The organism is Paenibacillus sp. OSY-SE (genome assembly GCF_000283315.1).
Taxonomy (GTDB): Bacteria; Bacillota; Bacilli; order Paenibacillales; family Paenibacillaceae; genus Paenibacillus_B; species Paenibacillus_B profundus.
The window spans coordinates 49,915-75,144 of the sequence record NZ_ALKF01000177.1 but is presented as its reverse complement, the minus strand read 5'-3'; the positions used below and the strand labels follow the sequence as shown (position 1 = coordinate 75,144).

At 50.8% G+C, this 25,230-nt stretch carries 21 protein-coding genes; 13 read left to right on the top strand and 8 right to left on the bottom strand.

Features of this window, described 5'->3' with window-relative positions:
* Positions 1 to 30 precede the first annotated feature (30 nt).
* Together A372_RS0112980 and A372_RS0112975 are read left to right on the top strand one after the other, a co-directional pair.
* Entirely contained in the window at positions 31 to 627 is a 597-nt protein-coding gene (locus A372_RS0112980) for a sigma-70 family RNA polymerase sigma factor (protein WP_019421286.1), read from the top strand.
* Positions 599 to 1,585 (top strand): hypothetical protein, encoded by a 987-nt coding sequence (locus A372_RS0112975; RefSeq protein WP_019421285.1) that lies wholly within the window; start codon positions 599 to 601, stop codon positions 1,583 to 1,585. Before A372_RS0112980 ends, A372_RS0112975 begins: the two co-directional genes overlap by 29 nt.
* A 123-nt stretch (positions 1,586 to 1,708) precedes the next feature.
* Here the strand turns inward: A372_RS0112975 and dnaN are convergent, their stop codons facing one another.
* Positions 1,709 to 2,836, bottom strand: coding sequence for a DNA polymerase III subunit beta (gene dnaN / locus A372_RS0112970; protein WP_019421284.1), 1,128 nt, complete (start codon positions 2,834 to 2,836; stop codon positions 1,709 to 1,711).
* A gap of 13 nt (positions 2,837 to 2,849) precedes the next feature.
* Positions 2,850 to 3,098: a ribbon-helix-helix protein, CopG family gene (locus A372_RS0112965; RefSeq protein ID WP_019421283.1), complete on the bottom strand. Its 249-nt coding sequence runs from the start codon at positions 3,096 to 3,098 to the stop codon at positions 2,850 to 2,852.
* A 177-nt stretch (positions 3,099 to 3,275) separates the two neighbouring features.
* On the opposite strand from A372_RS0112965, the gene A372_RS0112960 reads away from it, so the two are divergent.
* Entirely contained in the window at positions 3,276 to 4,001 is a 726-nt protein-coding gene (locus tag A372_RS0112960; protein WP_237728531.1) for a GNAT family N-acetyltransferase, read from the top strand.
* Positions 4,002 to 4,153: 152 nt separating this feature from the next.
* On the opposite strand, the gene A372_RS36360 is transcribed toward A372_RS0112960, so the two are convergent.
* Together A372_RS36360 and A372_RS33870 are read right to left on the bottom strand one after the other, a co-directional pair.
* Positions 4,154 to 4,282: a DUF4023 family protein gene (locus A372_RS36360; protein WP_019421281.1), complete on the bottom strand. Its 129-nt coding sequence runs from the start codon at positions 4,280 to 4,282 to the stop codon at positions 4,154 to 4,156.
* Between the two features lie 461 nt (positions 4,283 to 4,743).
* On the bottom strand, positions 4,744 to 5,301 hold the full coding sequence (locus A372_RS33870; protein WP_019421279.1) for a hypothetical protein: 558 nt from the start codon (positions 5,299 to 5,301) through the stop codon (positions 4,744 to 4,746).
* Positions 5,302 to 5,702: 401 nt separating this feature from the next.
* Between A372_RS33870 and A372_RS0112940 the strand changes: the two genes are divergently transcribed.
* Genes A372_RS0112940 through A372_RS0112930 form a run of 3 tightly spaced genes read left to right on the top strand, consistent with a single transcriptional unit; the run spans position 5,703 to position 9,132 of the window.
* Complete coding sequence (locus tag A372_RS0112940) at positions 5,703 to 6,662, top strand: AAA family ATPase (RefSeq protein ID WP_019421278.1); 960 nt, start codon at positions 5,703 to 5,705, stop codon at positions 6,660 to 6,662.
* Positions 6,663 to 6,671: 9 nt separating this feature from the next.
* Entirely contained in the window at positions 6,672 to 7,796 is a 1,125-nt protein-coding gene (locus A372_RS0112935) for a DUF58 domain-containing protein (RefSeq protein WP_233697067.1), read from the top strand.
* Positions 7,786 to 9,132: a DUF4129 domain-containing protein gene (locus A372_RS0112930; protein ID WP_019421276.1), complete on the top strand. Its 1,347-nt coding sequence runs from the start codon at positions 7,786 to 7,788 to the stop codon at positions 9,130 to 9,132. The genes A372_RS0112935 and A372_RS0112930 overlap by 11 nt, the downstream gene beginning before the upstream one ends.
* A 782-nt stretch (positions 9,133 to 9,914) precedes the next feature.
* Here A372_RS0112930 and A372_RS0112925 read toward each other — a convergent pair.
* On the bottom strand, positions 9,915 to 11,129 hold the full coding sequence (locus A372_RS0112925; RefSeq protein WP_019421275.1) for an MGDG synthase family glycosyltransferase: 1,215 nt from the start codon (positions 11,127 to 11,129) through the stop codon (positions 9,915 to 9,917).
* Positions 11,130 to 11,690: 561 nt separating this feature from the next.
* On the opposite strand from A372_RS0112925, the gene A372_RS0112920 reads away from it, so the two are divergent.
* The 6 genes from A372_RS0112920 to A372_RS0112895 all read left to right on the top strand — a co-directional run bounded on the left by A372_RS0112920 (position 11,691) and on the right by A372_RS0112895 (position 19,997).
* The gene (locus tag A372_RS0112920; protein WP_019421274.1) at positions 11,691 to 13,091 is read left to right on the top strand and encodes a cytochrome ubiquinol oxidase subunit I; all 1,401 of its coding nucleotides are present in this window, start codon (positions 11,691 to 11,693) and stop codon (positions 13,089 to 13,091) included.
* A complete protein-coding gene (gene cydB / locus A372_RS0112915; RefSeq protein ID WP_019421273.1) occupies positions 13,078 to 14,094 on the top strand; it encodes a cytochrome d ubiquinol oxidase subunit II in 1,017 nt (338 codons plus the stop codon). The genes A372_RS0112920 and cydB overlap by 14 nt, the downstream gene beginning before the upstream one ends.
* Entirely contained in the window at positions 14,094 to 15,821 is a 1,728-nt protein-coding gene (cydD, locus tag A372_RS0112910; RefSeq protein ID WP_019421272.1) for a thiol reductant ABC exporter subunit CydD, read from the top strand. The genes cydB and cydD overlap by 1 nt, the downstream gene beginning before the upstream one ends.
* On the top strand, positions 15,818 to 17,575 hold the full coding sequence (gene cydC / locus A372_RS0112905; protein ID WP_019421271.1) for a thiol reductant ABC exporter subunit CydC: 1,758 nt from the start codon (positions 15,818 to 15,820) through the stop codon (positions 17,573 to 17,575). The genes cydD and cydC overlap by 4 nt, the downstream gene beginning before the upstream one ends.
* A gap of 340 nt (positions 17,576 to 17,915) precedes the next feature.
* On the top strand, positions 17,916 to 18,527 hold the full coding sequence (locus A372_RS0112900; protein ID WP_019421270.1) for a nitroreductase family protein: 612 nt from the start codon (positions 17,916 to 17,918) through the stop codon (positions 18,525 to 18,527).
* Between the two features lie 198 nt (positions 18,528 to 18,725).
* A complete protein-coding gene (locus A372_RS0112895) occupies positions 18,726 to 19,997 on the top strand; it encodes a Bcr/CflA family efflux MFS transporter (RefSeq protein WP_019421269.1) in 1,272 nt (423 codons plus the stop codon).
* 197 nt (positions 19,998 to 20,194) lie between these two features.
* Here the strand turns inward: A372_RS0112895 and A372_RS0112890 are convergent, their stop codons facing one another.
* Together A372_RS0112890 and A372_RS33865 are read right to left on the bottom strand one after the other, a co-directional pair.
* Positions 20,195 to 21,565, bottom strand: a complete 1,371-nt coding sequence (locus A372_RS0112890; RefSeq protein ID WP_157259541.1) for an amidase — start codon at positions 21,563 to 21,565, stop codon at positions 20,195 to 20,197.
* 425 nt (positions 21,566 to 21,990) lie between these two features.
* Positions 21,991 to 22,854 (bottom strand): ABC transporter ATP-binding protein, encoded by an 864-nt coding sequence (locus A372_RS33865; RefSeq protein WP_019421267.1) that lies wholly within the window; start codon positions 22,852 to 22,854, stop codon positions 21,991 to 21,993.
* A 335-nt stretch (positions 22,855 to 23,189) separates the two neighbouring features.
* Between A372_RS33865 and A372_RS0112880 the strand changes: the two genes are divergently transcribed.
* A complete protein-coding gene (locus A372_RS0112880) occupies positions 23,190 to 24,497 on the top strand; it encodes an MFS transporter (protein ID WP_019421266.1) in 1,308 nt (435 codons plus the stop codon).
* Between the two features lie 55 nt (positions 24,498 to 24,552).
* Here A372_RS0112880 and cobO read toward each other — a convergent pair whose 3' ends face one another.
* Positions 24,553 to 25,095, bottom strand: coding sequence for a cob(I)yrinic acid a,c-diamide adenosyltransferase (gene cobO, locus A372_RS0112875; RefSeq protein WP_019421265.1), 543 nt, complete (start codon positions 25,093 to 25,095; stop codon positions 24,553 to 24,555).
* Positions 25,096 to 25,230: the final 135 nt, after the last annotated feature.

Sequence of the window (25,230 nt, the reverse complement as noted above, 5' to 3'; positions counted from 1 at the left end):
TCGTGTAAGACCTGAATGGAGGCTGGCCACATGAAGGAATCCGATTTGAAGCCTTGGCTTATCCGGATGAGCCAAGGGGATGACGAAGCGTTCCAATACGTCTACCAGTCGACCCGCGATCATGCGTACCGACTCATTTACTTTCTTGCCCCGTATAAGCAAGACGCGGGTGACATCATGAGTGAAGTGTACTTGGAACTGTTTCGCAGCTTATCCAAATATGATATTGAACAGCCATTCCACGCTTGGTTCAACGGCTTGATCGTAAGGCAGGTGCGCAGCTGGAAACGAAGCGCGTGGAGAAGGTTCCGCCTGCTGGAGCGGGTAACGACGGGGCTTGATGCGTCGCAGCATAACGACATAGAGGAGCATTTGCTTGCTCTAAGCGATCAATTGGAAGTGACACCGGCCGTGGAGAAGCTGTCCCAGAAGCTGAAGGAAGTCATCGTTCTCCGGTATTATCAGGATTGCTCCTTAGAGGACATCGCGGTCATTCTTCACATTCCTGTGGGAACGGTGAAATCGAGACATCATCTCGCACTGAAAAGATTGCGCCATCTTTTCGAGGTGCGGAATGCAGGAAAGGAGTCGTCTACCTATGTCAATGGAAAAAAGACTGAAGCGTGAATATGAACTGGCAACCAATCTGGTCAGCTGCCCTTCTTCGCTTGATGAACGAATAGGAGCACTGTATCACATCCATATTCAGGCAGAGGGGAGAAAGGGTTACACAGTTCGCAAGTTCAACACGCGCAAAATGGCAGCAGTCGCACTTGCCGTCGTTCTTCTGACCGGGTTCGCCTATTCGGCACAGAAGCTGCTGTTCAGCGCCGAGCAGGGAACGATGAACATAGAAATGCGGACTGATGCCAAATTTGTATTAACCCGGACGTCCGCCGAAGATATCCGCCGCGCGTTGGCGGATGTGCAACAGCAGTTGGCAGTCGGGCAAGCCGCAGTCGTATACGTGGCGTCATTGGAGAAAGAGGAGCACCCTCTATACAAGCGACATCCACTGCTCGGTGTAACTAAGCAGGAGCAAGTGCAGGACGCAGAGGAGTGGAATGAGACTGTTAAGAAGCTGCATGCTCCGCTTTCCTTGCCTCGTGTGTTGCCTGACAGCTTCACCTTCTCTGAAGGGAAGGAAGGGAATCCTTACGAGTCCATGGTCGATGAGAAAGGGTACAGCCTTCTCGATGAGCTGCGCCAGGAGAGCAAGCAGAACGGGAATGGCGTAGCCTGGCGTGTCGTGCCGGGGCCGCAGCTGCCATTTCAAAGCTATACCACAACCTATAAGAATGCAGACAACGATCGAATCTACGTGACTGTTGAGGTTATGCCTGACATGAACGTCACGAGCAAAGGCCTTGCTTCGGAATCGGTGCAATACGAAGAACTGGACGTTCAAGGCGCGAAGGCGCACTATACGGTCAATGACCAGTTCCTGTTCAGCGAGTCCAATCGGTATCAGGAATTGTTCTGGATGAGCGGGCAGGCAGGACAGCAGTTCATCTTGCGAGTAGCGAGCGATTCGCCGCACGTCACGAAGGAGCAGTTGCTTCAAGTTGCGACAGGCTTGAAGTGACGATGTCTCGGTCTGATGGTAGACACTGACCTCTGACCGGGCTTCGCACGGCATGTTAGCCCCCCTGTGATGGGGGGCTGTTGTGCAACTGCAGATACCACACAACCTGTTGTGCGCTCGAAGCTACATATGTGACCGTAATGGGGTAATCATGTATGTAGATTCGGTGTCATCAACTGGCTGCACGACTATCGGTTTCCATTTTCCAGAACATGCAAGTCTCAATTTGGCGCTATCGACGGAACGAAGGATGTCCTTCATGTAATTTCCGTTGAAACAAATGGATAGGCGTTCCCCACTCATTTCCTCGGCATGCACTCCTTCTAATACATCCCCTATTTCTGCAGTATTGGAAATCAATTCGATGTCGTTATGCTCGTTGATGCTCAATTGGATCATATTGTCGTCTCCGGCCAAGAGGGAGACCCGTTCCATCGCATGCAGCAATTCAACCGAGTCGACGATCAATTCCGTCGAATGGGTTTGCGGTATTGACCTATCCACGGATGGATATGATCCATCGATTAATGCGGATTGAAACAATAGGTTTTTTGTTCTAAATCCAATCTGACTTTTGCCAATCGTAATTTCAACCATTTCCTGTTCCTCGTTCAGCATTTTCGATAATTCGTGTACATTTTTCCCTGGAATGATGATTGCGGGCGGTATGACCATGTCTTGTGCCAAGCTCACGCGGGTGAGCCGGGAGGCAAGTCGTACGCTGTCAGTTGCCAGAAATCGGAGGTTGCCATCGCGATCAATTTGACAGGATACGCCTGTTAATACAGGCCTTTTTTCCGAGGGAGAGACAGCAAACACGACGTGGCGAATCATGTTTCTCAACGCGGTGCTAGAAATGTGAGCTTGAATGCCGTCATTGATTTCTGGCATTTGAGGAAAATGCTCCGCATCCATGCCGCACAAACGGTAAACCGCATTCCCACTTTGAATTGTAATGATAAGGGGCTCCTTCATTTCTAGTGTCACAACGCCTGCAGGGAATTTGCGAATGATCTCACTAAAATATTTTGCAGGGATGACAATACTTCCTGTGCGCTGAACGTTTACATTTTCCGTGGCAGGAATCTCATATTGAACCATCATGCTCGAATTGCCAGAAACGAGCGTCAATCCATCCCGATTCGCTCGCAGTAGAATTCCAGACATTATGGGAATAGGACAGTTGGCTGACACTGCTTTAATTACGTGCTGCAGCGCTTCGGCTAGAATAGGCTGCGGTACTTCAATCAACAAATGAATTCACCTATCCCTCCGACTCTGCATTGAAATAAGATTCAATGATGTCTCGAATGATTTCCGAACGGGAGCAGCTCCGCGAACTGCAATGCTGTTCGATTTCTCCCCATAGCTCTTTGGTTAGAGTCAAAGATATTTTCTTAGTTTCCCCGAATCCTTTGCGGCCTGCGCCTTCGCGGGGACCTCCTCTGGTGAACATGATGCTGACTTGTCCTTCATCGCTGGGTACACCAAGCTTTATTTTATTGTTCGGCACCGGTTTCCACCTCTTTTGAATAAGGTTACCTTAATCAAATTGCTTTGTGCTTTTAGTTTAGCATAGTTAGTTGAGATATAGCAATATATGGTCTTTTGCAAAAGATAGGGGACTAGCCACGTCTCCGATCGGGACATGCGCGCAGCGGGTTTGACTCGTCGTTCCTCCGGCGGTACGATGATAACGCAAGCGCTGGACAAGGGCGCTTCGCATCCAAGAACGACACTTTTACAGATCCGGGGTGGAACTATTTGTAGCACGCCATTGATAACACTAGACCGTAAAGACATCCGCAGAGCAGCCGATGTACTTGCCGAAGGCTTTGTGGAAGATCCGTTGTACCAGCATATCTTGCCCGACCGCTCGACAAGACTCGATGTGCTCCGAATCTTTTTCTGCAATTATGTCACGATGCTGTATCCGTATTCCGACGTTTACTCGACTTCCGGCAACATGGAGGCGGTCGCGCTCGTATTCCGATCAGATCGGACTGGATTATCCATCGTATCGCGATTCAAGGATGTATCTGCAATGCTGCTTGCCATCATTAAGTCCATTCCGATATGCCGCTACATCGGCATCAGGCAATTTGCAAGAGGGCTAGCCATCTTGCACAGCATGAGCTCGGCATGGTTGTCCATGCTCGGCAATCGGGAGTACATTCACCTCGACATGCTCGTGGTGCAATCCAAATATCGGGGGCAAGGCTTCGTCTCTCGCATCATGAAGCCTCTAATAGAGGAATGCAACAAACGCAGCATAGCATGCACGCTGGAAACGCAAAATCCGGACAACGTCCCGGTATATGAGCATTACGGCTTTAGCATCGTTGATGTCATTCCGCTTCCGAACAGCGATTTGGAGCAATATTGCATGGTTTATTCAAATACCGAGGATACATGAACATGTTTCGTATACAAAAAGCCCTGATCCTCGGGATCATGGCTTTTTTGCATGAAGAAAAAGGCAGGTGTTTAACCATAGGCTGCGATGATTCAGATCGCAGGGACGGTGCTTCCATTCGCAAAGCAGGCAGTATATCTATCTTCCCGCCGTTATTTGTTTGTGCTCTTCTTCTTGCCGGGCAAGCTGTGGCCGGGATTGCCTTTGCCGCTCTTTCTGTTCTTCTCGTTCTTCTGTTGCGCATCGTGCAGTTTTTCTACAAATTCATGCGTATTATCCATTGAATATTCCTCCTTGGACATCGTGTCGATGTTACTATAACCAATTTACCGGCCAATCATGATTTCAGTTAGACGTGTCTTTCGTGGATCGGGCGTTCTCACGAGCGAGGGGCTGATTGATTGGAATACAGATTGATGATAGAATCGATACAAGTAAAAATAAGATTAGGCAAATATTTACAACAACGTATTTAAATCGGGTGCAGATCCGGCCTTGTCTCTAATTGATAACAAGACTCCTCCTTATTGGAGAAGTCTTTTAATGTAGAAAGCATCGCTATTTTTTTCTGAAAAAAAACCAATAAATTGCTACTATGATGTAATAAATAACTAAAATCAAGGCTATATCAGTGAGTATCTCTGTGAAATCTAAGGAGGAAAATAAGAGCTTTATTGCAACAAAGGATAGGAAGAATATAATAGGGAAAATAATGAAACTAAATCTGCTCGGTAACTTGCTTTTATCCATAAGCTATCTCGCCGTCTGCTTTGTAACCCCAAATGGCACACTTGCCGCTATAGAAAATAAGAGTAGCTGTTAAACCCGCAACGTTCATAGTAATTGCATAGCGAACAAGTAATTTGGCAGCATCTTTCCATGCCTTTTTTACTAAATAAGCATACAACCCACCACTTAGTGCTGCCTCAACAACCGATATTCCCAAATAATCCTTCAAAGCATCCAACATACAGGATCCAAAGCTAAATGTAGACATTGAACCAGGGGCAGTACTGTTGATAAATTCAACTAATAAAGCAATACCCTCTACTTGATCTTTGCCGAATCGTTGCTCAATTTTCTCAGTGTCAAGAACAAATAGTCCATCTTTTAGCGTGGATGCTTCCTCAAAAATAAACGCTAATTCTTCTTCAAATTGAGAAGTAGCTTCGTTACTTTTGTCTCCAGCAAGAGCTTGAGCAGTGGCGAAAGGCGATAAAACAGTTACAACTAGCAGCAGCATTGCACTAAACAGCAAAATACCAGTTACGAACTTCATTTTGCGCACAGACAAACCCATAATTAACCCTCCAATTTCTAAATTTGTTTTATTTTTCTATATTTATGGTAAGTTATCAATTGGTTAAATGTCAATGGCTTTTTAAAATATTATTTTTTATTTGTGTTCATCGATTTTAAGTTACTACAACCTCCTCCTCTAGGAACAATTCGCCCATGCAGTATCATGGATTCAATATAGATGTATGAAATATGTTGGAAATAATTCCATAATAAATATGTAATGTAAACAGAGGCGTGAGTATGTAGGTGGTAATTTATTAATCTCCATGCATGGTCCAATTCGTAAGTGTGGGAAATCGAGATCGAAAAGGAATTCAGCAGGATAATGGAGAAGGAAGAAGGATGGATCCAAGAAAACGGTTTCCTGTAATACCCATACGAAACGAGGTGCCTGCTTCCATGGAGTTATCCCACATTCATGCTTTGGCCCAATCGATAAAGGAAAATGTGCAACATGTCATCGTCGGTAAAGACGAGACCATCGATATGATATTCGTCGCCCTGATCACGGGAGGCCATGTGCTGTTGGAAGACGTTCCCGGTACAGGAAAGACGCTGCTCGCGAAATCAATCGCGAAATCGATTGACGGTACCTTTAAGCGCATTCAATTTACGCCCGACCTGCTGCCAACGGATTTGAGCGGAATGAATGTGTACAACCAGAAGGTCAGTGAGTTCCAATTCCGCCCAGGTCCTGTATTCACCAATCTGCTGCTTGCAGATGAAATAAATCGGGCTACACCGCGGACGCAATCGAGTCTTTTGGAGTGCATGGAGGAGCGGCAAGTTAGCATTGACGGGGACACGCTCGTGCTCGAGGAGCCGTTTATCGTGTTAGCAACACAGAACCCGCTAGACAATTACGGGACTTTTCCGCTTCCGGAAGCACAGCTAGACCGCTTCATGCTGAAGCTGAAGATGGGTTATCCCTCTTTCGATGAGAGCAAAGCGATCCTGTCACGATTCCGCTCCGGCAACCCTCTGCAAAGCATCGAGCCCGTCGCTTCCAAGGAAGATATCGTGAATGCGCAAAAGCATTACACGAACGTGCACGTCGATGACTCGATTCTGGAGTATTTGCTCAAAATCGTGGAACAGACACGCAAGCATCATGAGATAGCGCTCGGTGCCAGCCCCCGGGCCGGCCAAGCGCTGCTGCGCGCGGTTCAGGCGTATGCCGTTATAGGCGGCCGCGATTATGTCTCACCAGATGACGTGAAGGCCATGGTCGTTCCTGTGCTGGCCCATCGGCTGCTCTTTCACAACACATCCCAGCTCCAAACATCCTATGCGGAGTCGGTATTGCAGCACATCGTAAGCCAAGTTCCCGTGCCGACGGAACCGCAATTGACGGAGTAAGGGGGCATCATGATGCCGCTCCATTGGTTGATATTGTTCCTGGGCATCGCCTTGGCGCTGCTTGGGATAGTGTATAAGAAGTGGGCGTTGAAGAACGTATACTACACGCGCACGTTCACGAAGCAGAAGCTGTTCGTCGGTGAGAGCGTAGAGATGATTGAGACTATCGGAAATGACAAGCTGTTGCCGCTGCCTTGGGTGCGCCTGGAATCTATGATCCACAGCTCGCTCCGGTTCGAGAGTCAGAGCAACCTTGATGTGGATGTCGGGGAAATCTCGCAGAACCATAAGAGCTTATTCGCGCTGATGCCTTATACCCAAATCGTGCGAAGGCACCACATTACTTGCATGGGGCGGGGGGTGTACCAGCTGGACAGTGCGACGATGACTGTGGGCGATCCGTTCGGAATTATCGATAAGGTCAGAAGGATCCCGCTTTCTTTGGAAATCGTCGTATTTCCCCAATTGGTGCCGATCGAGCACATCCCTTTTTCTAATAAAAGCTGGATTGGGGACATTACCGTGCGCCGGTGGATACTGGAGGATCCGTTTTGGAAATCAGGCGTACGACCGTACTGTGCCGGCGATTCACTGAAGTCGGTGCATTGGAAGGCGACGGCCCGGACGAACCAGCTGCAAGTGCATAAGTTCGACTATACAGCGGACCGCAAGCTGATGATTATCGTTAATTTTGAAACGAGCGAACGGATGTGGTCCAAGGTTACGAGGCCGGAAGGCGTCGAGCAGGCGCTCTCATACGCGGCTTCCATTGCGAACCTGACTGTGATGAAAGGCATCGAGACGGGATTCAGCTGTAACGGAAGCTTGCACGACCGTCCCAAGGGGCAAGCGGTAACGCTAACACCGGCTGCGGGATCGCACCACCTGTCCGCCATGTTCGATCTAATGTCGAAGCTGGAGCTGGAGCTGACCTTGTCGTTCGAATCACTAATGAAGCAGTGGGAGGATGCGGCGAATACTGATTTCGTCATCATTACGCCGATTCGGCTGAGCGATGGCAACGCGGTTCTATCCCGAATTCGAATGAGGGGCAACGGTGTCGAGCTGGTCGTCCTGCCCGAGCCAAGCCTGCGAGTGACTGAAGCGAAAGAGGTGAATCCGAATGCCGGATAAATCCAAATGGATATCGGACGGATGTCGCGGCCTGTTGGAATACGTGTTGGCGTTTCCGATCGTATTTCTGCTTACTGTATATTTGCTTCCCGAACAGGCGGGAGCCTCGTTCTGGTATGGCATATTGCCTCTGTTTGCATTGCTCGGCGTCATGGCGAAAAAGATCTTCCGCTGGAAGCGGGATAACCTATGGCTCATGTTGGTACTGGTTATCGGGGGCGTGCTGTATGCTGCGTCCGGACCGATAGATATCCCCCGCATCGTGTCTCTTGTAATGTGCTTCGTTCTCTTTGGCCGGGGTGTAAAGATTGTGTCCGAATTAGACTTATGGATGGATACCGTGCATTGGAACGGAATTGCGTTGGCTGTCTATTTCATTGTTTATATCGTATCTATATATCGTCCAGAAATGATGCCGTTTCAAGATCATCTGGTAGGGGCTGGCATAATCGCCATCGTCGTCACGCTGTTTCAAATGAATTGGAGCCAATTGCGCAAGGCCAACCTTAGTGCCGGATCTGGCGATGCCGGAGGTGTTCGCAGCTCGGTTCCGGCCCAGGTGAGCCATATTAATGCGTGGTATGCCGGTTCGTTTTTTGTCTTTGTTATGATGGCTGTCGCGCTCACGTTCGGTTCGGCGATGGATACGCTTATGAACTGGACCCGAGCGCTGCTCGGGTGGCTGTTCCGCAGCAGTCCGCCGACGGATGCCGTACCCGACATACCGCCGTCAATGCCGGAGCCGCCGCCTCTGTTGGGATTGGGGAAAGCCAAGGAGCCGAGCGCGTTCGTGCAGCTGCTGGAGCGGATCGCCATCGTCGCCGTCTGGTGCGCTCTCGCGGTCGCCATCATTGCTGGCTTCATTTACTTGTTCCGATTTGCCGTGAAGAAATGGTTCCCGAAGCTATGGCAATGGTTGCTTCAGTTCTTCAGCCAAAAGGGTGAGACACCGTCAGAAGTTGGGTATATCGATGAGCAAACGAGCATGTTTCAGTGGGAGAAGCTGCGCCGCAATGTGATGCAGCCTTGGAACAAGGCCATGCGGAGATGGGGGAGGCCGCATGCTAAATATTCGGAACTGAAGACCAATCGCGAACGCGTGCGTTATCTGTATCGGGATCAGCTGCAGCGCTCTGAGGCGAAGGGATACGAGCACCGCTCTTATCTGACGCCGAAGGAGACAGTTCAGGAGATCGGACGGCAGGACCGTGCAGCGAATACTAGCGTCTTGACCGAGTTGGGTGAAGCGTACAATGAAGCGCGTTACGGAGAGAAGGAAATTGCCGATGACAAGGTGGAGCGGTTGTATGCCCACTCGAAGCAGGAGCGGAAATAATGTGTAGGATAATCGCGTCATGCAACGAAAACAAGCTACTCGTCCAGCTGGCTCGGTGGAACTAGCCGGAGGAATAGCTTGTTTTTTGAATTATAGTATGGGGCGCTTGATTCCGTTGGAATTTGTCCAATGTTTCTTAGAGTCAAGGCAGTAGACGGGGCGATCCATTGGAAAATGTGCAATGGAATTACCCGAAATGGCTGAGGATCACATATAGGGTGTGATTTGATTGGATGTTTTCCAACGAAAAGGAGAGTTTCTGCATGCGACAGGCCATTCTGGTGTATGTTTTCCAATGGATGCTCTTATCGAAGCCTCCATTGGGCTCAGAGCATCCCGATTCATCCATATTCGCGTTACCAAGCATCTCAACAGGAAGAACCGGGCCAGACGAGAGCGTCAGAGTGAGGGCAGGTAGGCTAGAATGACAACCGAAGTGGTTAGAATGAGTCATCTAGGCGTGACGATAGAGTTAAGCTGGTTGGCACAAGTGTTAGAGTGAAGCTGGCTGGGCGTGAGCATCAGACCGAAGTCGTCTGTGCATAGGCACAGACGAGGTTGTCTAGGTTGACCGCAAAATATAAGCCGGTTAGGCATGAGCGCCAGACCCAATTGGTCCAGACATGTATGCTAGATTATATTCGTCCATGCATAAGCTCCAGACCAAAGTTGGACGGTGATTGACGATTAGGCACACATATAACCAGTCACACATACGATTAGACTAATTGCTATCGAGTGGTCGAATACCTGCTTGAATAGATGGTTAGACGATTAGTCGCTTATACGATTCTGCGTCGCCGGAACCATTGCCCAGCCGCTGCTTTGCGCTGCATCGCCGGCTGATTCAGCACGTTCAGAATAGCCTGCAACGCGCTGACAGGCGTATGCTGCTGCTCGGCTTGTGCGCGCTCGCGTATTCGCTCCAACTGCTCCGGGTGAGCTTCGAAGGAAGCGAGCTTCGACAGCAGGTCGTCCGCGCTCTTGGCTCGGCGGGCTAGCCCGTTCCGAAGCAAGTAGCGGATGTTATCCTGCTCTTGTCCGGGCAGCGGCTTATAGACGAGCAGCGGCAGCTTCTGCACGACTGCTTCAGTTGTCGTTACGCCGCCTGATTTCGTAATCATCAGGTCGGACATCGCCATGTACTCGTGTACGGCCTCGACATAGCCTTCGATGTGCACGCGCAAGGGCGTCTGCTCCGCCCATCGTTCCAACTGCTGCTGCAGCCGCTCGTTGCGTCCGCAGATGACGATGAATTGCATGCTGCTCGCCCAAGGAGCCTTCTCCAACTCCCGCAGCAGCGCTGCGTCGAGCAGGCCGCATCCGCCGCCCATCATCAGCACCGTCATTGCGGAACCGTCTAGCCCGTGGCGTTCACGCAGCTCTTGTTTGTCATAGGTATTGTAGAAGGCTGGACGTACGGGAATTCCCGTCACCTCGATACGTGCCGCGGAGATGCCTTGCGCGACAAGCACGTTCTGTGCTTCCTGTGACCCGACCATATACAGATCGGTGTACGGGTGGATCCAGAAGCTGTGATCCGTATGGTCCGTAATGACGGTAACGGCTGGGCAATCGACGAGGCCGCGTTCCTTCAGCTTCGAGACGGCCGCGCTTGCAGCCGGAAACGTGCTGACGATGACGTCTGGTCTCATACGCTGCACCAGCTTGGACAAGGGGCGCAGACTGGTCAGCCGAACGCTTTTCAACAACTGGGCGAGGCCGCGATCTTTCCGTGTCATCTCGAACAGATAGCCGTACATATTCGGGAACAGCTTAAGCCACTGAATGAAGCAATAGGAGCCGACCCCGTGCAAATGGGGTGCCACCTGTTCCATGTAGTCAACGACGTGCACATCGACATCTTCATGGAACCACGCTGCGGCCGATTCCCGGATCGCATTGGCCGTTTGCACATGGCCGTGCCCAATGGCACCTGTCAATACAAGCACCTGTGCTTTCCGCTGTGTCTTCGTCTTATTTCCTCGTTCCATCATCGTTTCTAGCCACTCCTTTACCCCTGAGAACTCTATATTAAGCACCACGATGCATTATGTCGTACTTGTTTATCTCTTATCTTCATCCTAATGCAACAAGGGTTGCATGAAAATGGTCTGCGGTTCGGTTCGTATCCTAGACCTTCGGCGGGTCTAGCGTATACCAATTTACGGTAATTCATACATGAAAGGCATGAAGCAACCAGATAGGGATAGGCTCCGGACGAAGTGAGATGGCCAGAATTCAATGCCATTTTTCTTCTTTTTATATTTCAATTATTACTATTTTGTGACGAATGGCACAAAGTTCGCATTTTGCTCAATCTCTCCCCCAAAAGATGTGACATAAATCACATTACCAGAGGCCTTAATCTGACAAAATATCACATGAATCGTGTAATCAACATCATTGATCCCGTGTTCGACTCCGGTATAGGGGTAAGCCAATGTCGATATTTGCCAAATAGCGCCTAATACAATTAGAAGCCGCTTAGGGTTGAACGGGACCTAATAGACTTAAAAGATTTGTAATTATGAAGAGAAAGGTGGAAGGGGAAACTGATGGATACGGTTATACTGTCACGCATCCAATTCGCATCGACGACGATTTTTCACTACTTCTTCGTGCCAGTGTCGATTGGATTAGCGCTGCTAATCGCAATCATGGAGACGATGTATGTCGTCAAAGGAAAAGAAGAATATAAGAAAATGGCTAAGTTCTGGGGGAAGCTGTTCCTCATTAACTTTGCCGTCGGTGTAGTAACAGGGATTATACAGGAATTCCAATTCGGGATGAACTGGTCAGATTACTCCCGATTCGTAGGTGACGTCTTCGGTGCGCCGCTCGCTATTGAGGCGTTGTTGGCATTCTTCATGGAATCGACCTTCATCGGCTTGTGGATTTTCGGTTGGGAGCGGTTATCGAAGAAGCTGCACTTGCTCTGCATTTGGCTAGTCGCGTTTGGAACGACGATGTCTGCATTCTGGATTTTGGCGGCAAACTCGTTCATGCAAAGACCGGTTGGCTTTACGATTAATAACGGGCGCACGGAAATGAATGATTTCTTCGCCCTCATCACGAACGGCCAGCTGTTGGTGGAATTTCCACATACGATATTTGCTGCTTTTGCGACGGGCGCGTTCCTTATCACGGGTATAAGCGCTTATAAGCTGCTGAAGAAGCAAGATACGGAATTTTTCAAAAAGTCGTTCCATCTCGGCGTTATCGTAGCGCTCATTTCGTCCATCCTGGTTGCCGTCTTCGGCCACCAGCAAGCGCAGTATCTGGTTCACACGCAGCCGATGAAGATGGCGGCCGCAGAGGGCTTGTGGGGAGAGAGCGGGGATCCGGCGCCTTGGACCGTGTTTGCGGCGATTGATCCGGAGAAGAAAGAGAATAGTATGGAGTTCAAGGTTCCATATTTGCTCAGCTTCCTGTCCTATAGCAAGTTCTCTGGTGAAGTAAAGGGCATGAACGAAATTCAAGCGGAATATGAGCAGACCTATGGTCCTGGCAACTACATTCCGCCGGTTCGCACGACGTTCTGGAGCTTCCGCATCATGGTTGCCGCGGGAACGCTCATGATTCTGCTCGCCATGTATGGCTTGTACTTGTCTTATCGCAAGAAGCTGGATAACAAGAACACTTGGTTTATGCGCTTTATGTTGTTTGCCATTTCGCTTCCATTTATCGCCAATACGACAGGCTGGATTATGACTGAGTTTGGCCGTCAGCCTTGGACCGTATTCGGATTGATGCGGACGGAGGACAGCATTTCTCCGAGCGTGAGCGGGGGAGAGGTTCTATTCTCCTTAATCACATTCTCAACTATTTACACGATACTTGGTATAGTAATGGTATATTTGTTCGTTCGTGTCATCAAAAAGGGTCCGAATGAAACCGTAAAGGCAGCACATTCAAATGACCCATTTGATCGGGAGGGACACCATGATTTCTCTTAATGAACTTTGGTTTTTACTTGTCGCTGTTTTGTTCGTTGGCTTCTTCTTCTTGGAAGGATTTGATTTTGGGGTAGGGATGTCCACGAAATTTCTGGCCCGCACGGATGGAGAACGCCGCGTGCTCATCAACTCCATCGGACCGTTCTGGGATGCGAATGAAGTGTGGCTGCTGACGGCAGGCGGAGCGATGTTCGCTGCCTTCCCGAACTGGTATGCCACCATGTTCAGCGGATATTATTTGCCGCTCGTCGTTGTTCTGCTTGCCTTAATCGGGCGCGGTGTCGCGTTCGAGTTCCGGGGCAAGGTGGAGACCGAACGTTGGAAAAAGACGTGGGATCTTGCCATCTTCCTTGGCAGCCTGCTGCCACCGTTCCTGCTGGGTGTAGCCTTTTCAGGGCTCATTAAAGGGGTTCCTATCGACCAGAACATGGAGATGAACGCCGGCTTGTTCGACATGGTGAATGTGTATACGCTCGTTGGCGGAGTCACCGTTACAATGCTTTGTCTCGTGCATGGGTTGTTCTTCACGACGCTGCGCACGATCGGCGATTTGCAGGCACGGGCGCGCAAGCTGGCTCATAAGCTGTTGATCCCGCTTGCGATACTGCTGGTTGCGTTCGGAACGATGACTTACTTTATGACTGATGTGTTCGAAGCGCACGGAGGCATCCTGTTCGCGGTAGCGGTGCTCGGTGTGGTGGCCTTTGTTCTGGCAGGCGCCTTTACTTCGAAGAAAAAGGACGGCTGGGCCTTCGGCATGACGGGGACGGTCATTGTATTATCGATTGCATCGCTGTTCATTGGGTTGTTCCCGCGCGTCATGGTCAGCTCCATTGACAAAGCGTTCGACCTGACGATTCATAATGCAGCCTCAGGCCCATATTCGCTCAAGGTGATGACGATAGTAACGTTAACCCTGCTGCCGTTCGTGCTAGGCTATCAAATATGGAGCTATTTCGTATTTCACAAACGCGTACATGAGAAGGAGCATTTGGAATACTAATGGGTAACAACTTACTCGGATACAAAGGGATCAAGCCGGTTCTGTTCTTATTGACCGTCCTTGCCCTCGTGCAAAGTATTTCCATAATATTTCTGGCGAAGTGGTTGGCGGAAGTCATTTCCGCCCTCTTTGCCGGGGAGCCGCTGCAGGAGCAGGCCGGAACGACAATGTTGTTCCTGCTTGCTTTTGTTGTCCGTCAAGCTACCGCTCTCCTTCAACAGAAGGTGGCGTACCGCTTTGCCGAAATGACAGGAGCGGATATGCGGCAACGGCTGATGGAGAAACTGTTTCAGCTCGGTCCGAGATTTGCCAAGTCAGAAGGAACCGGAAATTTGGTAACGCTTGTGTTGGAAGGCGTAGCGCAGTTCCGTACGTATCTGGAGCTGTTTCTGCCGCGTATGATCGGCACGGCGATTACACCGATTATGGTGGTCGCTTATATTTTCACGCAGGACTTGGTCGCGGGGATTATCCTCGTCGTGACGATGCCCATTCTGATCGGGTTCCTCATCCTGGTCGGATTGGCCGCGCGTAAGCAAATGGATCGGCAATGGGAGTCGTACCGGATATTATCGAACCACTTCGTCGATGCGCTTCGCGGACTGGAAACGCTCAAGTTCCTTGGGCGCAGCCGCGCGCACAGCGGCACGATCGGACGGGTGAGTGACCAGTACCAGACGGCGACGATGCGGACGCTTCGCGTTGCCTTCTTGTCCTCCTTCTCGCTCGACTTCTTCACGATGCTGTCTGTAGCATCGGTGGCGGTCAGCTTGGGGCTGCGCCTTGTGGAAGGGAACATGACGCTGGTAACGGGGTTGACGATCCTTATATTGGCGCCGGAATATTTTCTGCCCGTTCGCATGGTGGGGGCCGATTATCATGCCACCTTGAACGGAAAAGAGGCTGGGAAGGCAATTGATTCCATTCTCGCTCATGATGCGGCGTCGACTATGTCATCCGATCTGCCGTCATCCTTCACGTGGACAGAGGAAAGCACGCTGACGCTATCTGGAATTCACGTACGGCACGAAGAAGAGGGGCCGTCTTCCTTAGAAGACGTCTCGATCAAGGTTACAGGAATGCGAAAAATCGGCATTATCGGAGAGAGCGGAGCCGGAAAATCGACGCTCATCGATGTGCTGGCGGGCTTCCTGTATCCTTCGGCAGGGCAGTTCGAGTTGAACGGCAAGAGCATTCATGCGTTGACCGATGAAGCGTGGCGCAAGGAAACGACTTACATTCCGCAGCACCCCTACCTCTTTAGCAGCTCTCTGGCGGACAATGTCCGGTTCTATGCCCCAGAGGCGTCGAGTGAAGAGGTGGAACGTGCTTTATCTGCGGCTGGACTTTCCGGGCTGACAGCCAGCTTGCCTCAGGGCTGCGATGAGATGATCGGCAATGGCGGACGAGCCTTAAGCGGCGGTCAAGAGCAGCGTGTCGCGCTTGCGCGCGCGTTCCTGTGCGATCGTCCGATCGTGTTGCTGGATGAGCCGACTGCGCATTTGGATATTGAAACGGAGTATGAATTAAAAGAGACGATGCTTTCCTTGTTCGAGCACAAGCTGGTCTTTCTAGCGACCCATCGTCTGCACTGGATGCCGGATATGGATTGGATTATCGTGTTCGATCATGGCCGCGTGGCCGAGACCGGCACGCATGAACAGTTGCTCGCGCAGCGAGGCGTGTACTACGAAATGATGGCATCACAGGGGGAGGGAGTACATTGAAACGGGAAGCATGGTTTCGCCCCTATTTACGAACCTATTTTTGGCGCTTCGCAACCATCATTGCCCTCGGCATGTTAACCGCGTTATGCGCCGGTTCACTTATGTTCACATCCGGTTATCTCATTTCGAAGTCTGCGCTTCGCCCGGAAAATATATTAATGGTGTACGTTCCAATCGTCTTAGTTCGAACGTTCGGGATCGGGAGAGCGGCGGTACACTATATCGAGCGTCTAGTGGGGCATGATGCGGTACTGCGCATTTTATCAAGCATGAGGGTTCGCCTCTACCGCATGTTGGAGCCGCAAGCCTTGTTCATCCGTTCCCGATTCCGTACAGGGGATATTCTTGGCATGCTGGCGGATGATATTGAATATTTGCAAAATGTGTACCTGCGTACCGTCTTTCCGAGCATCATCGCTGTCGTGATGTATGTGGTGTGCATTGCGGCTTTGGGCTGGTTCGACGTGCCATTTGCCCTTCTGATGGCGCTGTATCTGCTCATTATTGTATTCGTCTTGCCTTGGATCTCGCTGCTGGTCACAAGAACGAAGCAGAAGCAGGTTAAGCAGGAACGCAACCGGCTCTATCAGAAGCTGACCGATGCAGTGCTCGGCATGAGCGACTGGGTCATCAGCGGACGGTCGCCACAATTCGTTGCCTCGTATGAGACGGACGAAGCCGCTGTCGCCCGGGTGGACGGGACGCTGCGCGGGTGGGCAAGATGGAGAACCTTCATCGGTCAATGCGTGGTAGGCCTGGCAGTCGTCTCTATGGCCTATTGGGCGGGACAGCAGGCTGCGGACGGTCATATTTCTGTCACGTTAATCGCTGCCTTCACACTCGTTGTGTTCCCGTTGATGGATGCATTCCTGCCCGTATCCGAGGCTGTCGAGAAGATTCCACAATACCAGGATTCACTTGAGCGGCTTGGCAAAATTCAAGATTCGTCCAGCCTAACTGCCGGATCCGCTGAACAGGCGGTGCCGGCTGAAGTGCTGCGGACGGCGGAGACCAATGCCCACATAACGATGGATGAGGTGCGCTACCGTTATGATGCTGCGGATGCATGGACCATCGATGGCATCTCAATGGATATCCCGCAAGGGAAGAAGATTGCGCTTATCGGCCGTAGCGGGGCAGGCAAATCAACCTTGCTGAAGTTGATTCAAGGGGCGGTTGTGCCGGGCCAGGGCAGCGTCGCCATTAACAGTGTCCCCGCGTCCGCTTACGGCGAGGCCATCCCGCGCGTCATCTCCGTGCTGAACCAGAGCCCACACTTGTTCGACACTACGGTGGCGAATAATATCCGGCTCGGCCAGCGGGATGCATCGGATGAGGATATCCGCCGCGTAGCGAAGCAAGTCCGCTTGGATGCATTAATCGATTCGCTTCCTGCGGGATATGATACGCCGATGCTGGAGACTGGGCAGCGCTTCTCCGGAGGCGAACGGCAGCGGATCGCCTTGGCGCGTATTTTGCTGCAGGATACGCCTGTCGTTATTCTGGACGAACCGACCGTAGGACTCGATCCGCGGACGGAACGGGAGCTGCTGGCCACCATGTTTGAGACGATCCAAGGGAAGTCGCTCGTATGGATTACGCACCATTTGGTCGGGGTGGAGCAGATGGATGAAGTGATTTTTATCGAGAACGGAAAAATTGAAATGAGAGGCTCGCATGCTGATTTAATGGAGCGTGTTCCGCGTTACCGGAAGCTGTACCATCTCGATCGTCCGGGCGGGGGTTCCGTGTAGACTAGCAGAGCGTCGCAATGAACGAATACAGGAGGAGCGCCACGACGATATTAACGCCGCGGCGCTTCTTTTTATTGCGCGCAACATACTGCTTATTAAGTATTTTCCATCCCAGCACATTGGATTCTGATTGTATCCTTAATTGCCCGTGCGTCTAAACCATGATTTAAGGCTTGTGTTGATGCTGGAATAATCAATGCTTGATTATCATTCTCGTTGTAACTATAATAGTTACATTGGGGTTTAGGATGAAATAAACATATCACTTGCGCGTATTTGCATGCTAGCTCGTGTTTCAGGGGAATATAATTCAGATTTTTACTTACGAGAGGAATGATGGATGATGGCTAATCAAATGGAAAGCCGCACTTTAGTCGAAGCCATTCAAGGCAGACGTTCGATTCGCGCTGTAACGAATAGCCCGAAGGTGGAGAAGGAGCGCATTGATGAGATTGTTACATTGGCTCTTCATGCGCCATCTGCATTCAATATGCAGAGTGGTCGGCTGGTCGTGCTCATGGATGAGAGTCATGAACAATTGTGGGATCTCGTGAAAGAAACGTTGCGGGCTATCGTGCCTGCTGATAGTTTTGCAGCTACGGAAGCGCGCTTGCAAGGGTTTAAGGATGGATTAGGGACCGTGTTGTTCTTCGAGGATCAAGCGACGGTGGATACTATGAAAGAGAAAGCCCCTCTCTATAAGGAGCACTTCAACAATTGGTCGCAGCAAGGCAGCGGCATGCTGCAATATGCAGTATGGCTAGCGCTCTCTGCGGAAGGCTTCGGCGTCTCGCTGCAGCATTACAATCCGCTCATTGATAATCAGGTGAAAGAGAAATGGAGCATTCCGCAGCAGTGGACCTTGATCGGGCAAATGCCGTTCGGATGGCCTGCGGAGCAGCCGGGGGAACGTTCCTTCTTGCCTCATGATGAAGTAGTGAAGTTCTACTAAAAGTGCATGTTCAAAATTGGTCACGGGGGCCTATTGAACAACCTCTAACAGACACAATATAACGCTCTGCAGCCAGACTTATGTAATGAACGGGGTGACTTCAATGGCTGAAGCCACCCTTTTTATATGATGAAAAGATTTAATGTTATAATGAAAATCAACAGCTAGACTGTATGAAAGAAAGGTGGAAAGCCGGAAATGAACATACGCACGAATCGTCTGGATACTCCCGGGCCTTCTTCCACGCGTTCCACGCGCAAGCAACGGTTGTCCATGGCTATGATTCTCGGGTCGATGACGGCTATCGGCCCGCTCTCCATTGATATGTACTTGCCGTCGTTGCCAATGCTCGCGAATGATTTGAATACGAGCACATCGCTGGTTCAGCTCAGTCTGACAGCATGCTTGCTCGGGTTAGCAGTGGGGCAGCTGTTTCTCGGTCCGCTCAGTGACGCACGCGGTCGTCGAATTCCGCTCATTATTTCACTAATCGTTTATGCGATCGCGTCGTTCCTTTGTGCTGTCGTGCCTTCTATCTGGGGACTTATCGTTCTGCGCTTTGTTCAAGGAATGGCTGGATCCGGCGGGATCGTCATCGCACGCGCGATGGTGCGTGATATGTATTCCGGGACGGAGCTGACGAAGTTCTTTTCCTTGCTGATGCTCATTAACGGGCTTGCGCCCATTCTTGCGCCGATCGCAGGCGGACAGCTGCTTAAGGTGACTTCATGGCACGGTGTGTTCGTCGTGCTCGGACTGCTAAGCATTGTGATGATTATATCAGCTGCGCTTGGTCTTCCAGAAACGCTGACTCACGAGCGCCGTTCAAAGGGTGGAATGAAGTCAACTTTATCGACGTTCCGCGGCCTGATCGGTGACCGCGTGTTTATGGGTTATGCTTGCACGCAGGGCCTCGTAACGGCCGCAATGTTCGGCTATATTTCAGGCTCTCCGTTCGTCTTGCAGGATATTTATGGCGCATCGCCGCAAGCGTTCAGCATGTTCTTTGCGATAAATGGCTTCGGCCTCATTCTCGCTACCCAAGTGACGGGTCGGCTGGCTGCAAGGTTCCACGAGTCCAGACTGTTCCTGACCGGAATTTTGCTAGCTGCCTCTAGCGGTGTGGCCTTGCTAGTGGTCATTTTACTGCAGGCTCCGCTAATTGCAGTCTTAATCTGCCTGTTCGTCATGTTATCCAGCACAGGGATGGTCAATACCGCCGGGTTCTCGCTGGCTATGCAAAATCAAGGAAAGACGGCAGGCAGCGCTTCGGCTATGCTCGGCCTGCTGCCGTTCATCGCTGGTTCTGCTGCGGCCCCTCTGGTCGGCATCGCGGGCAGTCAGACTGCCGTTCCGATGGGAGTGGTCATCGCTTGCTGCGGCATGGGTGCCGTCACGTGCTATTTCTTTATGATACGCCGCAGCCAAGCTCCTTCTGCATCAGCCGCAACGAGAGACACAGCCGGGTGAACGAAGCAGCAATAGCGCGATACAACGAACAAGAGCCTTCCGTCAGGAAGGCTCTTGAGCTTGTCCAGAAACCCAAAACAAAAAGAGCCTTTGCGCATCAATCAAGGGCTCTCCAATCAGAGTATTATCTGGGGACAATACAGTCCTCACACCCGTATTTGTTTCGTTTTCAGCCTTGCTAGGGTTACCCGGACAGCCTAGGTCTCCAGACTGTCTCTCTTCTTATAGAAATCAGCGAGTTGGCTCTGCTCGAAGGCATACCCGGTCCGGATAAGCTGATCCTCCCGGTACAAGCCAGCCACCAACTGCAAGCCGACGGGGAGCCCCTCGCTAGTAATGCCGCACGGGATGGACATCGCCGGCACCTCCGCCAAGCTGAAAATACCCGTATATCGAGTCATTGTATCGAATATCGTCTCAGTTACGGAGCCGAATTGCACTTCCTCCACGCCGATTTTCCGCGGCGGAATCGGCAGGGCAGGTGTGGCCAGCACGTCGATGCGTTCAAATACCCGTTGAAATTCCCGGATATAGCCTTCTTTCTTCTTCAGAGCCGCAATATACTGCACCGCCGTAATGTTCGCGGAGGATTCCAGTATCGCCCTTACGTCGGCACCGTACTGAGAGAGGCAGCACTCCATTCTGCTCTGGTGCACATACCCGCCTTCGGCCGTCGCAATGGTCAGTACGGCCTCCTGATTGCCTTCCAGAAAGGGAAGGTCGACATCGATGAGTATTGCGCCAAGGCTTGACAGTGCTGTAACGGCTTGCAAATACAACTTGTATGTCTCTGGATCGATGCGCTCATTGAAATAATTCGCAGGCACACCGATGCGCATTCCACGTATGTCTTCCACGAGGAACGAGGTATAGGCACGGTTCGTCAAAGCCTCCATCATGACCGCGAGATCGTTCATATTGGCTGTAATCGGTCCGACCGTATCGAGCGTCCACGAGATAGGGAATACTCCTTCCGTGGATATCGTTCCATAGGTCGGCTTGAGACCGATGACGCCGCAGGAGGCTGCCGGTATCCGCACCGAGCCCCCCGTATCCGAGCCGAGCGAAGCCACGCACATATTGGCTGCGACTGCCGCTCCTGATCCGCCGCTTGATCCGCCGGGCGTATACTGGGGATTCCATGGGTTGCGGACGGGGCCGTAATGCGGATTGTTAGACGTAATGCCGAACGCATACTCATGCATGTTCGTCTTTCCCAAAGTAATAGCATCTTCTGTGGCCATCTGCTGCACGACGGCGGCATTCTTGTCCGGAATGAAGTTCCGGTCGATGAAGGAACCACTTGTGGTAAGGATGCCTTTCGTTGCGAAATTATCTTTATAGGACAAGGGAACTCCGAACAGCTGTCCCGTCTGCTCGCCAGCCATCAGCTTCATTTCGAGCATTTGGGCTTGCCGAAGAGCGAGCTCCTTCGTAATGGTAATATACGCGTTGAGCTTCGGATTTTTCGCTTTAATCGTCTTCAAGTATTGTATCGTAATCTCTACCGGGGTGAACCGCTTCGCCTCATACCCGGACACAAGCTCCATCATTGTTCTTCTTTTCAACCCCACTCTCTCCCTATCAGAACATATAAGCCGTCGCAGGGCTCATATCTTCGTGCTATTCATATTAAGTGTAATGAACACCATTTATAAATATGACAGCAGAAACAATCGGCGTGGGGTTGTACAACTGGACAAAGGTCTGTTTTCACCAGTAAGGAATCAATCGATGTGTATTCGCTCGCAAATGGTCTGAGCTGTCTGCACGTGCCACTGTTGATACGCCATCAGGAAATATACAGAGCCGCCCCTCTCCAGTGTGCTTACCGGAAAGAGACGGCTTTTGTTGTTCATAACTCACATTTCATATGTGGATAAAGGGGGATAACTGTGTCTGAAAAAGTTGTCCACATGTGGATAGCGTTGCTACAAGTATTTAACTAACTTTGCTGCCATAGCGGCATAACCTTTACTTCGGATGCAGCTATCTATCCAGCCGCGATCGGCTGTGGGCGTTGCATGTTCTTCATCGCATTGCTGGAAGCAGCAGAGGTCGAAGCTGCGGTGCTCCGGCCCAATTCGTACGGCAGGCACAGAGGAACGCCAGTGCGCGGGTCAGGAATGATGTCCGCTTCAATCCCGAATACTTCCCGCAGTACATCATGGGTCATAACCTCTGCCGGTGATCCGCTGCAGACGACTTGACCGCGTTTGATGGCGACCATATGCTGGGCGTAGCGGGTAGCGTGATTGAGGTCGTGGACGACCATGACAATGGTGCGTTGCTGCTCCGAGTTGAGCTTTTGCAGCAATTTCAGCACTTCCAGCTGGTGAGCCATATCGAGAAATGTCGTCGGTTCATCCAGGAACAAGATGTTGGTTCCTTGCGCAAGCGCCATCGCAATCCAGGCGCGTTGTCGCTGTCCGCCGGACAGTTGATCGACGGGGCGGTCACAGAACTCGGCCATGCCTGTCATTTCAATGGCCCATTGCACAATCTCTTTATCTTCTTTCGTTAAAGAGCCGAAGCCCTTCTGATGCGGGAACCGCCCGTAGGTAATGAGCTCTGACACGGTTAATCCATCAGGAGCCACCGGATTCTGCGGCAAAATGGCCAACTGCTTGGCGACGTCTTTCGTCGATTGTTGATGAATCGATTTTCCGTCTAGAAAGACATTTCCGCCCTTTGGCTTCATAATACGCGCCATGGCCTTCAGAATGGTCGATTTGCCTGAGCCGTTAGCTCCGACCAGCGCTGTAATCTTTCCTGAAGGAATGCCAATATTCAGGTTTTTGACAATCGACAGTTCTCCATATGCGATATCGAGTTGCTCCGTGTATAAACGTTCCACGCGGGATTCCCCCTCTATATTCATAATACTCTATTAAATAGCGGTTACAGTAAGCCGCAATCACAATAACGGTATACAAGATGATAACAAATAGTTGATAAGGATTATCATTATCATTATAAAGGTGTGAATCATCCATTTCAACCCATACAAGTATCATTTTCTTCAAAAGTGTTAGGTGAAACGCATACATAAAGCAAGAAATTGGAAGTGTCTGTAATGGAATACATATGATTATATAAATTGGATGAAACTATAAATTGTAATTTAATTCCCTTTATGATTAAATGTTTGTAGTTTTGTGCAAAAAACGAACATCAGGAGCTGGGTACATCATGGGGAATGCTGTAACGCAACAACGGCAAGCGTCGGAGCCGACAGAAAGCAAGGGGCAGCGTTATAAGGCGCTCATCGGCTCTGTCCTAGGTTACGCCGCAGAAGGATTGGACATGCTGCTCCTGTCCTTCGTGCTTGTGTTTATTATTCGCGATTTTTCACTAAGCCCGGTGCAAGCCGGCAATTTGACATTGGCGACGACTATCGGAATGATGGTCGGTTCATATCTGTTCGGTTTTTTGGCTGATTTATTCGGCCGGATTCGCGTGATGACGGTGACCATTTTGCTGTTTTCCGTCGCCACGGCGCTCATTTATTTTGCGGATAGTTACTGGCAGCTTCTCGGCCTGCGCTTTCTGGTCGGCATGGGTGTCGGAGGTGAGTTCGGAGTGGGGATGGCCATCGTTACCGAAACCTGGTCGAAAAAAATGCGTGCAAAAGCAACATCTTGTGTCGCTCTCGGGTGGCAGCTGGGGGTGCTTGGCGCTTCCATCATCCCAGCGCTCGTCGTGCCGCAATTCGGCTGGAGAGCCGTATTCCTGTTCGGTCTCATACCAGCATTGCTGGCCGTGTTCGTACGAAAGAGCATTTCTGAACCGAAGCTGTGGGAACGGAAGCAGGAGATGAAGCGGAAACTGCAGCAGAAGGAAGCGGCAGGTACGATAACCGCTGAGGAACAACAGCAGCTGAATCAGGTCCGGAAATTCCCGTTGAAAAAATTGTTTGCCAACAAGAAGATTACGATGACGACCCTCGGTCTTATCATTATGTCCTTCATTCAGAATTTCGGATATTATGGGATATTTACATGGATGCCAACGATTTTATCGCAGAAATACGGTTATTCTCTGGCAAAAGCAAGTGGGTGGATGCTCATTTCTACGGTAGGGATGCTGGTTGGTATCGCCATCTTCGGCATTTTGGCGGACAAGATCGGCCGCCGCAAAACATTTACCATCTATTATATAGGCGGTACGGTATCTTGCCTTATTTATTTCTTTGTCCTTCAGAGTGAATCCGCCTTGCTGTGGGGAAGTGCGCTGCTCGGATTTTTCGCTAACGGAATGATGGGCGGCTTCGGCGCGATTCTGGCGGAGAATTACCCGTCGGAGGCCCGTTCCACGGCAGAGAACTTCATTTTCGGTACAGGGCGCGGCTTGGCGGGCTTTGGACCGACCATTATCGGCGCGTTGGCGGTCGGCGGCAATATTATGGGAGCGATGTCGCTTGTATTCATCATCTACCCGATTGGACTGCTCACCATGCTGCTGTTCGTGCCGGAGACGAAAGACAAAGTGTTGGATTAAAAGATTAAAATATACAGACGCCCGGACTGCTGTAAGAGCAATCCGGGCGTTTGTATTAGAACTCCAGACCGAGCACCGCTGGAATGCCTTCCTCATAATAATGCTTCACTGGCTGCATTTCCGTAACCAGATCGGCGATATCATTAATTTCTGGCAAGGCCGAACGTCCGGTGATGACGACATGCAGCTTCTCTGGACGCTGCTGAATCACATCGGTGATCTCAGCCAACGGCAGCACATCATCGATCGGAAAGCTGGTAATCGCCAGCGCATTGTTCAATTCGTCTAAGATGATCATATCGTAGCTTCCTGACGTGATTTCCCGTTTCGCCTCCGCCCAAGCTTTCGCGAAAGCTTCCCGGTGTTCCTCCGGGGTCTTGGTCCAAGTAAATCCGATGCCGAGCTGTCTGACCTCCACTCCGAGCTTCTCGAGGGCAATCTGCTCTCCATATGTGCGCTGCGGACTTTTAATGAATTGAAGAATGAGCACTTTAAAGCCACGGCCAACGGCCCGGACGCACAGGCCGATTGCGGCTGTCGTCTTCCCTTTCCCATCACCCGTATAGACGAGCGTCAATCCTTTTGAACGGTTTGCCATTATGATTTCCTCCTCGTACAGCCGGATCATCATCGTTCCGGGCGGTATGTCGCTGCGTGCCTATGTTTCCTGAACACGTATTTATACTATCACCGGAACGCAGCCGATGTCGACCGCGGCACTCCGTCACGACCG

What these genes read in the sequence shown, in the direction of transcription:
- cobO (WP_019421265.1), bottom strand. Translation starts at nt 25,095, where the DNA reads ATGGCAAACCGTTCAAAAGGATTGACGCTCGTCTATACGGGTGATGGG.
- A372_RS36360 (WP_019421281.1), bottom strand. Translation starts at nt 4,282, where the DNA reads ATGGATAATACGCATGAATTTGTAGAAAAACTGCACGATGCGCAACAG.
- cydB (WP_019421273.1), top strand. Translation starts at nt 13,078, where the DNA reads ATGATTTCTCTTAATGAACTTTGGTTTTTACTTGTCGCTGTTTTGTTC.
- A372_RS0112925 (WP_019421275.1), bottom strand. Translation starts at nt 11,129, where the DNA reads ATGATGGAACGAGGAAATAAGACGAAGACACAGCGGAAAGCACAGGTG.
- A372_RS0112975 (WP_019421285.1), top strand. Translation starts at nt 599, where the DNA reads ATGTCAATGGAAAAAAGACTGAAGCGTGAATATGAACTGGCAACCAAT.
- A372_RS0112980 (WP_019421286.1), top strand. Translation starts at nt 31, where the DNA reads ATGAAGGAATCCGATTTGAAGCCTTGGCTTATCCGGATGAGCCAAGGG.
- A372_RS0112880 (WP_019421266.1), top strand. Translation starts at nt 23,190, where the DNA reads ATGGGGAATGCTGTAACGCAACAACGGCAAGCGTCGGAGCCGACAGAA.
- cydD (WP_019421272.1), top strand. Translation starts at nt 14,094, where the DNA reads ATGGGTAACAACTTACTCGGATACAAAGGGATCAAGCCGGTTCTGTTC.
- A372_RS0112935 (WP_233697067.1), top strand. Translation starts at nt 6,672, where the DNA reads ATGATGCCGCTCCATTGGTTGATATTGTTCCTGGGCATCGCCTTGGCG.
- A372_RS0112900 (WP_019421270.1), top strand. Translation starts at nt 17,916, where the DNA reads ATGATGGCTAATCAAATGGAAAGCCGCACTTTAGTCGAAGCCATTCAA.
- A372_RS0112920 (WP_019421274.1), top strand. Translation starts at nt 11,691, where the DNA reads ATGGATACGGTTATACTGTCACGCATCCAATTCGCATCGACGACGATT.
- A372_RS0112895 (WP_019421269.1), top strand. Translation starts at nt 18,726, where the DNA reads ATGAACATACGCACGAATCGTCTGGATACTCCCGGGCCTTCTTCCACG.
- A372_RS0112960 (WP_237728531.1), top strand. Translation starts at nt 3,276, where the DNA reads ATGATAACGCAAGCGCTGGACAAGGGCGCTTCGCATCCAAGAACGACA.
- A372_RS0112930 (WP_019421276.1), top strand. Translation starts at nt 7,786, where the DNA reads ATGCCGGATAAATCCAAATGGATATCGGACGGATGTCGCGGCCTGTTG.
- A372_RS33870 (WP_019421279.1), bottom strand. Translation starts at nt 5,301, where the DNA reads ATGGGTTTGTCTGTGCGCAAAATGAAGTTCGTAACTGGTATTTTGCTG.
- A372_RS0112940 (WP_019421278.1), top strand. Translation starts at nt 5,703, where the DNA reads ATGGAGTTATCCCACATTCATGCTTTGGCCCAATCGATAAAGGAAAAT.